This is a genomic window from Coriobacteriia bacterium (assembly GCA_034370385.1).
GTDB lineage: Bacteria > Actinomycetota > Coriobacteriia > Anaerosomatales > PHET01 > JAXMKZ01.
The window spans coordinates 64945-79167 of sequence record JAXMKZ010000051.1; the positions used below are offsets into that span (position 1 = coordinate 64945).

Sequence of the window (14223 nt, forward strand, 5' to 3'; positions counted from 1 at the left end):
CCACCAAAGCGAAAGTTCTTGACGCGAAGCCCGGCATTGACTAGCCTACTATTTTGCGACTATTGTCGGTAGCTTCATCCCTTGAAGGAGGAATCGCCTGGTGCCCCGCGGAGAAGGTTCCCCTGTTCTCAGCGCCGACCGGCGCGAACGCCGTAGCTTCGCCAAGATCCCTGAAGTACTCGAAGTCCCGAACCTGATTGCGATTCAGCGGGACTCGTTTGCATGGTTTCTGAGCGATGGACTACGCGAGACGTTTCGTGACATCTCACCGATCGAAGACTTCACCGGAACGATGGCCGTCGAGTTCGGCGGCCACGAGTTCGGTGAGCCCAAGTACTCCGTAGAGGAGTGCAAAGAGAAGGACACGTCCTATCAGGCACCGCTCTTTGTCGAGGTCCGTTTCGTGAACAAGGAAACGGGCGAGATCAAAGAGCAGTCGGTGTTCATGGGCGACTTCCCGCTCATGACCGACCGCGGTACCTTCGTGATCAACGGTACTGAGCGCGTCGTCGTCTCACAGCTTGTCCGTTCGCCCGGCGTGTACTACGCCGAGGAGCTCGATAAGACGAGCGACAAGATCATCTACACCGCGAAGGTCATCCCGGCACGAGGCGCTTGGCTCGAGCTCGAGACCGACCGGCGCGATGTGGTGAGCGTTCGTGTCGACCGCAAGCGTAAGCAGCCGGCGACGGTGCTCATCAAGGCGCTCGGTATCGCCGAGACGCGCGAGGAGATCCTTGAGCTGTTCGGGAACTCCGAGGCCATCGAGCGCACGCTCGAGCGCGACTTCACCGAGAACCGCGAAGAGGCGCTCATCGAGATCTACAAGCGCTTGCGTCCCGGTGAGCCGCCCACGGTCGAGTCGGCCCGCGCGCTGCTCGACGGTCTGTTCTTCAACCCGCAGCGCTACGATCTTGCCAAGGTTGGCCGCTACAAGGTCAACAAGAAGCTCTCACTTGCGCTGCCGGACGAGCAGTCGACCCTCACCGCCGAGGATATCAAGGCAGCCATCGGCTACCTCGTGAACCTGTGGGAGGGTCGCGACGGATTCCAGATCGACGACATCGACCACTTCGGCAACCGCCGGATCCGCAGCGTGGGCGAGCTCATTCAGAACCAGTTCCGCATCGGTCTTGCTCGCATGGAGCGCGTGGTCCGTGAGCGCATGACCACGCAGGACGTGGACGAGATCACCCCGCAGTCCCTGATCAACATCCGCCCGATCGTGGCCTCCATCAAGGAGTTCTTCGGTTCGAGCCAGCTATCGCAGTTCATGGACCAGACGAACCCCGTCGCCGGCCTGACGCACAAGCGTCGCCTCTCCGCGCTGGGTCCCGGCGGTCTGTCACGTGAGCGCGCCGGCTTCGAGGTGCGCGACGTGCACCCCAGCCACTACGGGCGCATGTGCCCGATCGAGACGCCGGAAGGCCCCAACATCGGCCTCATCGGCTCTTTGGCCACGTTCGCTCGCATCAACCCGTACGGCTTCATCGAGACGCCGTACCGCAGAGTGGTCAAGGGCAAGGTAACGAGCGAGATTGAGTACCTCACGGCCGACGAGGAGGAGAAGAACGTCATCGCGCAGGCGAACGAGCCGTTCGACGCGAAGACGGGCAAGTACTCCGCGGCCAAGGTGCTGTGCCGGGTCAAGGGCCAAGGACCGACCGGGCAGTTCGGCGAGCCGGAAGAGCGCATCCCCACCGAGGTCGACTTCATGGATGTCAGTCCTCGGCAGATGGTTTCGGTTGCCACGGCGCTGATTCCCTTCCTCGAGCACGACGACGCGAACCGAGCCCTGATGGGCTCGAACATGCAGCGTCAGGCGGTGCCGCTTATGCGTGCATCGTCCCCGCTCGTGGGGACTGGGCTCGAGCACCGTGCCGCCAAGGACACCGGCGAGATCATCCTCGCTCGCCGATCGGGCAGCGTCGAAGTGGTGGACAGCCAGCTCATCATCGTGCGTGCCACCGAGGACGGGACACTCGACGAGTACTTCCTGCCGAAGTTCCAGCGCTCCAACCAGGGCACCTGCATCAACCACCGCCCGATCGTCGTAGAAGGCGAGAAGGTGGAGGTCGGCCAGGTCCTCGCGGACGGTCCGTCCACCGAGTATGGCGAACTCGCCCTCGGCCAGAACCTCATGTGTGCGTTCATGCCGTGGGAGGGCTACAACTACGAAGACGCGATCATCATCTCTGAGCGCGTCGTCAAGGAAGACATACTCACCTCGATTCACATCGAGGAGTACGAGGTTGAAGCGCGCGACACCAAGCTCGGCCCCGAGGAGATCACTCGTGAGATTCCGAACGTGGGCGAGGACGTGCTGCTCAACCTCGACGAAGACGGCGTGATTCGCGTCGGTGCCGAGGTGTTCCCGGGCGACGTGCTCGTGGGCAAGGTCACGCCGAAGGGCGAGACTGAGCTCACCGCGGAGGAGCGTCTCCTGCGCGCGATCTTCGGTGAGAAGGCCCGTGAGGTTCGCGACACGAGCCTCAAGGTCAAGCACGGCGAGTACGGACGCGTCATCGGCGTGCGGCAGTTCAGCCGCGATGCTGGTGACGACCTGTCGCCGGGCGTGAATGAACTCGTCCGCGTGTACGTGGCGCAGAAGCGTAAGATCCAGGAGGGCGACAAGCTCGCCGGGCGCCACGGGAACAAGGGCGTCATCGCCAAGATCCTCCCCATCGAGGACATGCCGTTCCTTGCCGACGGGAGCACCGTCGACATCATCCTGAACCCGCTCGGTGTACCGTCACGAATGAACATCGGACAGCTGCTCGAGACGCACCTCGGTTGGGCGGCTCACGTCGGCTGGAGTGACGATCCCAAGGCCAAGACCTCGGTAGATGGCCCGATCCACGTCGCCACACCCGTGTTTGACGGTGCGCGCGAAGAGGAGATATCCGCCGTTATCGAGGCCGCGAACCGCAACCTCCAGATCAAGAATCAGGAGCGGTTCGGTAAGAAAGCGCTCACGTCGCTTGTGCCGGTGTGCAACGACAAGGGCAAGACGCAGCTGTTCGACGGGCGCACGGGCGAGCCGTTCCGCGAGCCGGTCACCGTCGGGCAGATCTACATCCTCAAACTGCTGCACCTCGTCGATGACAAGATTCACGCACGTTCGACCGGTCCGTACTCGCTCATCACCCAGCAGCCGCTGGGTGGTAAGGCGCAGTTCGGAGGTCAGCGTTTCGGTGAGATGGAAGTCTGGGCTCTGTACGCATACGGCGCCGCCTACGTTCTCCAGGAGATCCTCACGGTCAAGTCCGACGACATCCTCGGCCGCGTCAAGGCGTACGAGGCCATCGTCAAGGGCGAGAACATCCCCGAGCCGGGTATTCCGGAGTCGTTCAAGGTTCTTGTCAAGGAGATGCAGTCGCTGTGTCTCGACGTCGAGATCATGAGCGAGTCGGGCGAGCACATCGAATTCAAGGAAGACGAAGAGGATATCTTCAAGACAGCCGAGGAACTCGGACTGGACCTGGGCAGCGAAGAGAGCGTGGGGTCGGAAGTCGACTCGGTGGACGCTCTCGAGCAGCTGCTCGAAGCCGACATCTCCGCGTTGGATGAGTCGCCCGACACCGGCGATAGTGCCGCGGGGGAGGAGGAGTAAGTTGCTCGACGTCGATGTGAATAGCTTCGATCGCTTGAGGATCGGCCTGGCCTCCTCGGAGCAGATCAGGCAGTGGTCGAAGGGCGAAGTCAAGAAGCCTGAAACGATCAACTACCGCACGCTCAAGCCGGAGAAGGACGGTCTGTTCTGCGAGAAGATCTTCGGTCCGGTGAAGGACTGGGAGTGCTACTGCGGCAAGTACAAGCGTGTCCGGTTCAAGGGCATCGTGTGTGAGCGCTGCGGCGTTGAGGTGACTCGGGCCAAGGTGCGCCGTGAGCGCATGGGCCACATCGAGCTCGCCGCTCCCGTGAGCCACATCTGGTACTTCAAGGGTGTGCCCTCGCGCATGGGCTACCTCCTCGATATCGCTCCCAAGGATCTTGAGAAGGTGCTCTACTTCGCAAGCTCGATCATCACGAGCGTGAATGCTGAGGACCGTGAAGCCGACCTTGAGATGCTCAAGGACGAGCTCGCGGCCGACCTCGAGCAGCTTGAAGCCGAGATGCGCGAAGAGCTCACGGAGATCGAGACCGAGCGCGACCGCCTCATCGCCGTCGCCAAGGGCGAAGCCGAGCCCGAAGAGCACGACGATGTCGACGACGAATCTCCTGTCGCCGATCGGATCAAGAAGCTCAACAAGGAGTCCGACCGCGACCTCAAGGACATCGAAGAGGAGTTCACCGAGCGCAAGTCGCTGCTCCAGGAGGCGTACGATGCCTTCGTGAAGCTGTCGGTGAAGGCCCTCATCAACGATGAGACCCTGTACCGCGAACTCAAGATCCGCTACGGGACGTACTTCCGGGGCGGCATGGGTGCCGAGGCGGTCAAGGACCTGCTCGCCCAACTAAATCTCGATGAACTCGGCGAGGAGCTGCGCGTACAGATTCGCGACGGCAAGGGCCAGAAGCGCCTGAAGGCGATCAAGCGCCTCAAGGTCGTCGACTCCTTCAAGAAGTCCAACAACAAGCCCCAGTGGATGATTCTCGACGCGGTGCCCGTGATCCCGCCCGATCTGCGCCCGATGGTGCAGCTTGACGGAGGTCGCTTCGCCACCTCGGACCTGAACGACTTGTACCGTCGAGTGATCAACCGCAACAACCGCCTTAAGCGGCTGCTCGATCTCGGTGCGCCTGAGATCATCGTGAACAATGAGAAGCGCATGCTTCAGGAGGCCGTCGACGCGCTGTTCGACAACGGTCGTCGCGGCCGCCCCGTCACGGGCCCCGGCAACCGCCCGCTCAAGTCGATCTCCGACATGCTCAAGGGCAAGCAGGGCCGCTTCCGTCAGAACCTGCTCGGCAAGCGCGTGGACTACTCCGGTCGTTCCGTCATCGTGGTCGGTCCCGAGCTCAAGCTGCACCAGTGCGGTCTGCCGAAGGTCATGGCGCTCGAGCTGTTCAAGCCGTTCGTCATGAAGCGGCTCGTCGATCTCGACTATGCCCAGAACATCAAGGCTGCCAAGCGCCTCGTGGATCGCGGCAAGGGCGTAGTGTGGGACGTGCTCGAAGAGGTCATCACCGAGCATCCGGTGATGCTCAACCGCGCGCCTACCCTGCACAGACTGGGTATCCAGGCGTTCGAGCCCATCCTCGTCGAGGGTAAGGCCATCCGCATCCACCCGCTCGTCTGCACCGCATTCAACGCGGACTTCGACGGTGACCAGATGGCGGTGCACCTTCCCCTGTCAGCCGAGGCGCAGGCCGAAGCGCGCATCCTCATGCTGTCGACGAACAACATCAAGAGCCCGGCGCATGGTCGTCCGCTCACCACGCCGACGCAGGACATGGTCATCGGTCTGTACTACCTGACGGCCGATCGCGACGGTATGCCGGGCGAGGGCCGTGCGTTCATGAGTGCGAGCGAGGCCGTGTTGGCCTACGACAATCGCGCCGACCTCGATCTGCAGGCTCGAATATCCGTTCGGATCTCTGAAGATACGCGGGTCCAGACCAAGCCCGGCGAGATCGTGGAGAAGCAGGCAGGCGACCGCATCGAGACGACCGTCGGTCGCATCGTGTTCAACCGCTCGCTGCCCGACGGTCACGCGTTCATCAATCACACGCTGGACAAGAAGGGCATCGGCCGCATCGTCGAGGAGTGCACCGTCGCGTACTCGACCACCCAGATGGGCCAGATTCTTGACGAGGTCAAGCGCCTGGGCTTCCACTATGCGACGCGCGCCGGACTGACCGTCTCGGTATTCGACGCCATGATTCCGACGAACAAGGGCGTGATTCTGGAAGCGGCCGACGGTGAGGTCGCCAGGATCGAGGCGCAGTGGGACCGTGGTCTCATCACGCGCGACGAGCGCCATCGTCAGATCGTCGAGGTATGGACTCGCGCCACCGACGACGTGGGTGATGCGATGGCTGAGGCGTTCGACAAGTTCAACCCGATCTACATGATGGCCTCCTCGGGAGCACGAGGTAACATCAAGCAGATTCGTCAGCTGGCCGGCATGCGAGGCCTGATGGCGAACCCGAAGGGTGACATCATCGACCGCCCGATCAAGGCGAACTTCCGTGAGGGTCTGACGGTTCTCGAGTACTTCATCTCAACGCACGGAGCCCGCAAGGGTCTAGCCGACACCGCGCTTCGTACGGCCGACTCGGGTTATCTGACCCGTCGTCTGGTCGACGTCGCTCAGGACGTCATCGTGCGCGAGAGTGACTGTGGCACCGATGAGGCAGTCGAATTCCCGCTGATGCGCGAGGATGGTCGGGTCGACCACAACCTCGTCGGACGCTGCCTGCTCGATCCGGCGGTGAACGCCGAGACGGGCGAGATCGTCCGCGAGGCGGGGTACTACTTCAAGAACGACGAGGATCTCGAAGCTGCTGCCGCGGACGGTGTGACCCGCTTGGTCGCCCGGACCGTGATGACCTGCCACGCAAAGCATGGTATCTGCCAGGCATGCTATGGCTGGGATCTGGCGAGCAGCCGTCCCGTCGACATCGGTACTGCCGTCGGTATCATCGCCGCACAGTCGATCGGTGAGCCCGGAACGCAGCTCACGATGCGAACGTTCCACACGGGTGGAGTCGCGGGCGAGGACATCACGCACGGTTTGCCGCGTGTCACCGAGCTCTTCGAGGCCCGCAAGCCGAAGGGCCAGGCCGTCATCGCCGAGCTTGCCGGAGTTCTCACGATTGAGGACGTCGACAAGAGCCGCAAGTTCACCATCACGGCAGACACGGCCCCGGTCGCCGGCGAGGAGCTCGCATTCGTCGAGTACACGGTGTCTCGCCGAGCGCGTCTGCGGCCGGGCGTGGCGGACGGCATCACCGTCGAGCTTGGTCAGCAGCTCACCGAGGGATCGGTGAACCCGCATGACCTGCTGGCGCTGAAAGGCCCGAGCGAGACGCTGCGCTACACGGTGGCACAGGTGCAGGAGGTCTACCGCAGCCAGGGTGTAGACATCAACGACAAGCACATCGAGGTCATCTCGCGCCAGATGCTGCGAAAGGTCAGCGTGACCGAGCCCGGGGACACGGTCTTCCTCCCGGGACAGTTCGTGGACCGACTCGAGTTCGCGAGCGCGAACAACGCAGCCATCGCCCTGGGTGGCGAATCGGCCAACGGACACCCGGTGTTGCTCGGAATCACGAAGGCCTCGCTTGCAACCGACTCGTTCCTCTCGGCGGCCTCCTTCCAGGAGACCACCCGAGTCCTCACCGACGCGGCTATCGCCGGCAAAGAGGACGAGCTGCTTGGCCTGAAGGAGAACGTCATCATCGGCAAGCTGATTCCGGCGGCTACCGGCATGAAGCGGTACCGCTCGGTCCAGCTCACCTACAAGGGCCAGAATATCTCGGCGGAGTCCACCGTCGAAGGACTCCTGCCCGAGTGGGCGCCCGAGGAGCTCAAAGAGATCGAAGCGCTCCTCCCGGTGCGGCCCGAGGCCAACCCGCTCGCTGACGTCGACCTCGACGGCGTGTTCGGGGACTTCGACTTGGATGACGCTGGGGACATCGATGTGTCGGCGTTCACCGGCATGACGTTCGACCCTAACGCCGAGATAGGCGGCTCCGGAGATGAGATCATCATCGAGCAGATCGAGGCGGCGGGGTCAGAGAGTGTTCTGGCCGGCTCGTTCGAGGAGATCACGCTCGGCGACATCGGAGTTGCGACGCGTTGGGTGAACAAGTTCGCCGAGGCCGGCGTCACCTGTGTCGCGGACCTCAAGGGCAAGACGGACCTGGACCTGCTCGAGCTGCCCGGAATCGGACAGACGGCTGTCGATGAGGTTCGTGCGGGCCTTGAGATGAACGGCCTGAGCGTGATGGCGTAGCCCGTTTGACTCTCTGTGTGAACGCGGCGTCCGGGCTCTCTTGTCCGGACGCCGCTTCATGCGAGGGTGACAGGGAGAGGGCCGGGTAGATACGCCCGGGTGCGTGGCGTTTGACACCGCCCTCAACGCTTGTTAGAGTTCCTCTTTGCGACTTCATGCTCGGGGCCGTGCGAATAGCATGCACCCGGGCAGGTTAGTGAAACGAACCGAAGGAGAGTGCGTTGCCTACTATCAACCAGCTGGTCCGCAAGGGCCGCAAGCAGTCCGTCGACAAGAGCAAGACGCCGGCACTCAAGGGCAATCCGCAGAAGCGGGGAGTGTGCACGCGTGTGTACACCACCACCCCGAAGAAGCCGAACTCGGCGCTGCGTAAGGTGTGCCGTGTTCGCTTGGTGAACCAGATGGAGGTCACCGCCTACATTCCGGGCATCGGCCACAACCTGCAGGAGCACTCGATCGTGCTGGTGCGTGGCGGTCGTGTGAAGGACCTGCCGGGTGTCCGCTACAAGGTGATCCGTGCGGCGCTCGACTGCTCGGCAGTGAACAACCGTAACCAGGCTCGCTCGCGCTACGGCGCCAAGAAGCCCAAGTAACAGCGACGTAGTAGTCCGACCCGCGCGACACGTCGCGGGTCGACCGTTTCGGAGGGACGAGGTCTAATGCCCAGGCGCGCAGCAGCAGTCCGGCGTGAAGTCATGGCGGACGCCGTATACAACAACCGTCTCGTCACGCAGCTCATCAACAAGGTGCTGCTTGACGGCAAGAAGTCGACCGCCGAGCGCATCGTGTACGGCGCGTTCGACATGATCGAGCAGCGCACAAGCACCGATCCGCTGTCGGTCTTCAAGAAGGCGATGGACAACGTGCGCCCTGCGCTCGAAGTCCGTCCGAAGCGTGTCGGTGGCGCGACCTACCAGGTACCGGTCGAGGTCAACGCCCGCCGCTCCACTACGCTTGCGATCCGCTGGATCGTCGGGTTCTCGCGCAAGCGTCGCGAGAAGACGATGACCGAGCGCCTTGCCGGCGAGATCATGGATGCCGCAAACGGAACCGGTTCCGCGGTCAAGAAGCGCGAGGACCTGTACAAGATGGCAGAATCGAACCGCGCGTTCTCGCACTACCGCTGGTAGTCGAGCCGCTCCGCTGACGAGAGACGACAGAGGTCACCACTTCCATGGCCCAGAAGACGTATTCGCTCGAGATGACTCGCAATATCGGCATCATGGCTCACATCGATGCCGGTAAGACGACGACGACCGAGCGCATCCTGTTCTACACAGGTAAGACACACAAGATCGGTGAAGTGCACGACGGTGCTGCAACCATGGACTGGATGGTCCAGGAGCAGGAGCGCGGCATCACGATCACGTCCGCCGCGACCACGTCGTTCTGGAAGGACTGTCGTATCCAGATTATCGACACGCCCGGGCACGTGGACTTCACGGTCGAGGTAGAGCGTTCGCTCCGCGTCCTCGACGGCGCGTGCGCGGTGTTCTGTGCCGTGGGTGGCGTCGAGCCACAGTCTGAGACGGTGTGGCGCCAGGCGGACACGTACGGTGTTCCCCGCATGGCCTACATCAACAAGATGGACCGCTCGGGCGCGGACTTCTACAACGTCCTCCAGATGATGCGCGACCGACTCGGTGCGCGTCCGGTGCCGATCCAGCTTCCCATCGGGGCCGAGACCGAGTTCATCGGGCTTGTCGACCTCATGGAGATGAACGCCGTCTTCTTCAACGAGGATGACAACGGCATCAACCCCACGACCGGGGAGATTCCGGCCGAGCTCAAGGACGATGCAGAGATGTATCGCCATGACATGATCGAGGCTGCGGCCGAGCACGACGACGACCTCATGATGAAGTTCCTCGAGGATGAGGACATCACGGTCGACGAGATCAAGGCCGCCATGCGCAAGGCGTGCATCGCCAACGCGATCACCCCCGTGGTGTGTGGCGCCTCCTTCAAGAACAAGGGCGTTCAGCCGCTCCTCGACGCCGTCATCGACTTTCTGCCCTCGCCGCTCGATATCGCGGCGATCAAGGGCATCGACTTGAAGACCGATGAGGAGGTCGAGCGTCCGGCGGATGCCAAGGCCCCGTTCGCGGCCCTCGCCTTCAAGGTCATGACCGATCCGTTCGTCGGCAAGTTGACCTACTTCCGTGTGTACTCCGGCAGCCTCAGCTCCGGGTCCTATGTCTTGAACTCCACCAAGGGCAACAAGGAGCGCATCGGTCGTCTGCTTCAGATGCACGCCAATCACCGCGAGGATATCGACGTCGCGTCTGCTGGCGATATCGTCGCTGCGGTGGGCCTGAAGAACACCACGACCGGTGACACGCTGTGTGCCGAGGATGCCCCCGTGCTGCTCGAGTCCATGGTGTTCCCGGACCCGGTCATCGACATCGCCATCGAGCCCAAGACCAAGGCTGAGCAGGACAAGCTCGGTCAGGGACTTGCCAAGCTCGCCGAAGAGGATCCGACGTTCCGTGTCCGCACGGACTCAGAGACCGGCCAGACCATCATCGCCGGTATGGGCGAGCTGCACCTCGAAGTGATCGTCGACCGCCTCCTTCGCGAGTTCAAGGTCGAGGCGAACGTCGGCAAGCCGCAGGTCGCCTACCGCGAGACCGCGGGCAAGCGGGCTGATCGTGTCGACATGAAGTTCTCTCGCCAGACCGGCGGCCGCGGCCAGTACGGGCACGTCGTCATCAACGTTGTGCCGCAGAAGCCGGGCGAGGGCTACGTCTTCGACTCCAAGATCGTCGGTGGATCGATTCCCAAGGAGTATGTGCCGTCGGTCGACAAGGGCATCCAGGAGGCGCTTGGCTCCGGTGTGCTGGCCGGCTTCCCGGTCGTCGACGTCAAGGTAGAGCTTATCGACGGCTCGTACCACGAGGTTGACTCCTCGGAGATGGCATTCAAGATCGCGGGCTCTATGGCGATCAAGGAGGGCCTGCGCAAGGCCGGCCCCATCCTTCTCGAGCCGATGATGGCCGTCGAGGTCAATACGCCCGAGGATTTCATGGGCGATGTCATCGGTGACCTGAACCGTCGCCGCGGCCACATCGACAAGATGGAGCCGCGCGGCAACGCGCACGTCGTCACCGCGAAGGTGCCGCTGTCCGAGATGTTCGGCTACGCGACCGACCTGCGGTCCAAGACCCAGGGTCGCGCAGCTTACACGATGCAGTTCAAGGCCTACGAGCAGGTTCCGAAGTCCGTGGCCGAAGAGATCGTCAGCAAGGTCGGCGGCAACGCCTAACCGAGGAAGATTCAAGCCGGCCTGTGAGCTCGGTAGTACCGGGCGCCGGATCGACGGAGGGTGAAAGAGTTGGCGAACCAGAAGATCAGGATCCGCCTCAAGGGCTACGACCATGAGATCGTCGATCAGTCGACGAAGCTCATCGTCGAGACCGCCCAGAAGAACGGCGCAAAGGTGTCGGGTCCCATCCCGCTGCCTACCGAGCGCAATCTGTACTGTGTGATCCGCTCGCCGCACGTGAACAAGGACAGCCGCGAGCAGTTCGAGATGAAGACCCACAAGCGGCTTATCGACATCCTCGAGCCGAACCCGAAGGTGGTCGACTCGCTGATGCGCCTCGATCTTCCGGCGGGCGTCGACATCGAGATCAAGCTCTAGTCTGGTATCATCGCCGCTTCGTGCATGCGCAGGGAGCGGTGTGGAGTCGCGGTCCGCTGGGGACGGTGTCACGAGGGCACCGATAAGTCCCATGACCGCACGGAAGTAAGGATGGACGTATGGTCACCACGATCCTTGGCAGGAAGCTGGGGATGACGCAGGTATGGAGCGAGGATGACAGGCTCCTGCCCGTAACCGTCATCGAGGCAGGTCCCTGCGTGATCACTCAGATCAAGACCGACAAGGCCGACGGCTACAACGCGGTCCAGATCGGCTTTGGCGACATCGCCGAGCGTAAGGTGAACAAGCCGATGGCCGGTCACTTCAGCAAGGCCGGCGTTGAGGCGAAACGTCACCTGATGGAGGTTCGCCTCGATGGATCCGAGTCGGTCAAGCTCGGAGATGCCATCACCGTAGAGTCCCTCGCCGATGCGAAGTCCGTGCACGTAAGCGGCGTGAGCAAGGGCAAGGGTTTCGCCGGTGTCATGAAGCGCCACAACTTCAAGGGCGGCCCTGGTGGCCACGGTTCGCACTCGCACCGTATCCCGGGCTCCGTGGGCCAGTGCGCTACCCCGTCTCGGGTGTTCCGAGGCAAGAAGATGCCGGGACACATGGGCTCGGAGACCGTGACCGTTCGCAATCTGGACGTCGTGCGCATCGACGCGGAGCAGAACCTGCTTCTCGTCAAGGGCGCCGTCCCCGGCGCAAAGGGTGCGCTGCTGACCATCCGTATGGCGTAAGCGCGCCCTACCGTAAGACACGAGGAGAGTAAAGAGACATGGCTAGCATCGAGATCAAGGACGCCAAGGGCGGCAAGGTCGGTACCGCCGATCTAACCGACGGCGTCTTCGGCATCGAGCCGAACACATTCGTGGTTCACCAGGTCGTGCGCAGCCAGATGGCCGCGCGCAGGTCCGGCACGCACGACACCAAGACCCGCGGCCTGGTTCGCGGCGGCGGCAGGAAGCCGTGGCGGCAGAAAGGCACCGGTCGGGCTCGGCAGGGTACGATTCGGGCCCCCCAGTGGGCAGGCGGCGGCGTGGTCTTCGGACCGCATCCGCGCAGCTACGCGTTCAAGGTTCCGAACAAGGTCGTGAAGCTGGCGATGCGCTCGGCGCTCTCAGCCAAGCTGGCCGATGAGGTCATCTACGTCGTCGACGGTTTCGACTTCGCGGTCCCTTCAACGAAGAGTGCCGTCCAGGTGCTCGCCGCTCTGGGTATCACCGGTCGCGTCACCGTCATCGTGGCCAACGATGACATCAACGCGCTGCTGTCGTTCCGCAATATCCCCAAGGCCCGTGTGCTCACGGCGTCGGAGGCTAACACCTACGACCTCGTCGACAACACCGCGGTGCTCTTTACCCAGCCGGCCCTGACCTGGCTCGAGGGGGTGCTGTCCTAATGTATGATCCTCGCGATGTCATCCTGCGCCCGATCATCTCGGAGAAGTCCTACGATCTGATCGAGCAGAATCGGTACACTTTCGAAGTGGCCAAGTCGGCAAACAAGACCCAGATCGCTCAGGCGGTCTCGGATGTCTTCAAGGTGACTGTCACCAACGTGAACACCATGAATGTCACGGGTAAGCCGCGTCGTCTTCGCCTTGCGAAAGGCAAGACCCGCGATTGGAAGAAGGCCGTTGTCACCCTCAAGAGCGGTGACACGATAGATATCTTCCCGAGTATGTAGTCAGCCGGCGGGGCGTGTGAGCCCTGTCGGGTAGGGTGCTTAGTGCGGCGCAAGATGGAGCCGCCCGGCACCGTGGTAGTCCGGAGTCGGAGCGCGTACGTCCCTCGCGCAGGCCGGCAATCGGACGGAAGGAGTACGGATGGGACTGAAGAAGTACAAGCCTACGTCGCCGGGTCGCCGGTTCCAGTCGGTCTCGGACTTTGCCGAGATCACGCGAACCACGCCCGAGAAGTCGTTGTGCGAACCGCTGCCGAAGAAGGGCGGACGCAACAACAACGGACGTATCACCACCCGTCACCAGGGTGGAGGCCACAAGCGTCAGTACCGCGTGATCGATTTCAAGCGCAAGAAGGACGGCGTGCCGGCCAAGGTCGCGACGATCGAGTACGACCCGAACCGGTCTGCGCGCATCGCCTTGCTTCACTACGCCGACGGCGAGAAGCGCTACATCATCGCGCCGAAGGGGCTGAAGGTCGGGGACGCCATTTCGAGCGGTCCGGGCTCTGACATCAAGCCCGGCAACTCGCTGCCGCTGTCCGACATCCCCGTCGGTACCGTCGTGCACGCGGTCGAGCTGCAGCCCGGCAAGGGTGCCGCGCTTGCGCGCTCGGCAGGCACGTCGATCCAGCTCATGGGTAAGGAAGCCGGCTACGCGATCTTGCGCATGCCGAGCTCCGAGATGCGTCGGGTGCTCGCCACCTGCCGCGCAACCGTGGGCGAAGTAGGCAACTCCGAGCACGGCAACCTCTCCATCGGTAAGGCCGGTCGCAACCGCCACTTGGGCAAGCGCCCGACGGTGCGTGGTACCGCGATGAACCCGGTCGACCACCCGCACGGCGGCGGCGAGGGCAAGAACAAGTCCGCCGGTCGTCACCCGGTCACCCCGTGGGGTGTACCCACCAAGGGTCACCGTACGCGTAGCAAGAAGAAGGCATCCAGCCGTCTCATCATCCGTCGGCGCAAGAAGTAGCGAGAGGAGTCAAGCCA

At 62.9% G+C, this 14223-nt stretch carries 10 protein-coding genes; all 10 read left to right on the top strand.

The annotated features are described in order from the left end of the window. Positions 1–100 precede the first annotated feature (100 nt). The 10 genes from U1E26_10290 (at position 101) to rplB (ending at position 14206) form a co-directional block, all read left to right on the top strand. The gene (locus U1E26_10290) at positions 101–3613 is read left to right on the top strand and encodes a DNA-directed RNA polymerase subunit beta (GenBank protein ID MDZ4170020.1); all 3513 of its coding nucleotides are present in this window, start codon (positions 101–103) and stop codon (positions 3611–3613) included. 1 nt (position 3614) lies between these two features. Continuing rightward, positions 3615–7904 carry a DNA-directed RNA polymerase subunit beta' gene (locus tag U1E26_10295; GenBank protein ID MDZ4170021.1) on the top strand — a complete coding sequence of 1430 codons (4290 nt, stop codon included), beginning with the start codon at positions 3615–3617 and terminating at the stop codon, positions 7902–7904. A gap of 221 nt (positions 7905–8125) precedes the next feature. Then, positions 8126–8497, top strand: a complete 372-nt coding sequence (gene rpsL / locus U1E26_10300) for a 30S ribosomal protein S12 (GenBank protein ID MDZ4170022.1) — start codon at positions 8126–8128, stop codon at positions 8495–8497. A gap of 66 nt (positions 8498–8563) precedes the next feature. Beyond that, positions 8564–9034 carry a 30S ribosomal protein S7 gene (gene rpsG / locus U1E26_10305; protein MDZ4170023.1) on the top strand — a complete coding sequence of 157 codons (471 nt, stop codon included), beginning with the start codon at positions 8564–8566 and terminating at the stop codon, positions 9032–9034. Between the two features lie 44 nt (positions 9035–9078). Further along, the gene (fusA, locus tag U1E26_10310) at positions 9079–11169 is read left to right on the top strand and encodes an elongation factor G (GenBank protein ID MDZ4170024.1); all 2091 of its coding nucleotides are present in this window, start codon (positions 9079–9081) and stop codon (positions 11167–11169) included. A 69-nt stretch (positions 11170–11238) separates the two neighbouring features. After that, positions 11239–11547, top strand: a complete 309-nt coding sequence (rpsJ, locus tag U1E26_10315; protein ID MDZ4170025.1) for a 30S ribosomal protein S10 — start codon at positions 11239–11241, stop codon at positions 11545–11547. A 119-nt stretch (positions 11548–11666) separates the two neighbouring features. Further along, complete coding sequence (gene rplC, locus U1E26_10320) at positions 11667–12287, top strand: 50S ribosomal protein L3 (protein ID MDZ4170026.1); 621 nt, start codon at positions 11667–11669, stop codon at positions 12285–12287. A gap of 38 nt (positions 12288–12325) precedes the next feature. Next, positions 12326–12949 carry a 50S ribosomal protein L4 gene (rplD, locus tag U1E26_10325; protein MDZ4170027.1) on the top strand — a complete coding sequence of 208 codons (624 nt, stop codon included), beginning with the start codon at positions 12326–12328 and terminating at the stop codon, positions 12947–12949. Beyond that, positions 12949–13236: a 50S ribosomal protein L23 gene (rplW, locus tag U1E26_10330; protein ID MDZ4170028.1), complete on the top strand. Its 288-nt coding sequence runs from the start codon at positions 12949–12951 to the stop codon at positions 13234–13236. The genes rplD and rplW overlap by 1 nt, the downstream gene beginning before the upstream one ends. Before the next feature lie 139 nt (positions 13237–13375). Beyond that, positions 13376–14206, top strand: a complete 831-nt coding sequence (rplB, locus tag U1E26_10335; GenBank protein MDZ4170029.1) for a 50S ribosomal protein L2 — start codon at positions 13376–13378, stop codon at positions 14204–14206. Positions 14207–14223: the final 17 nt, after the last annotated feature.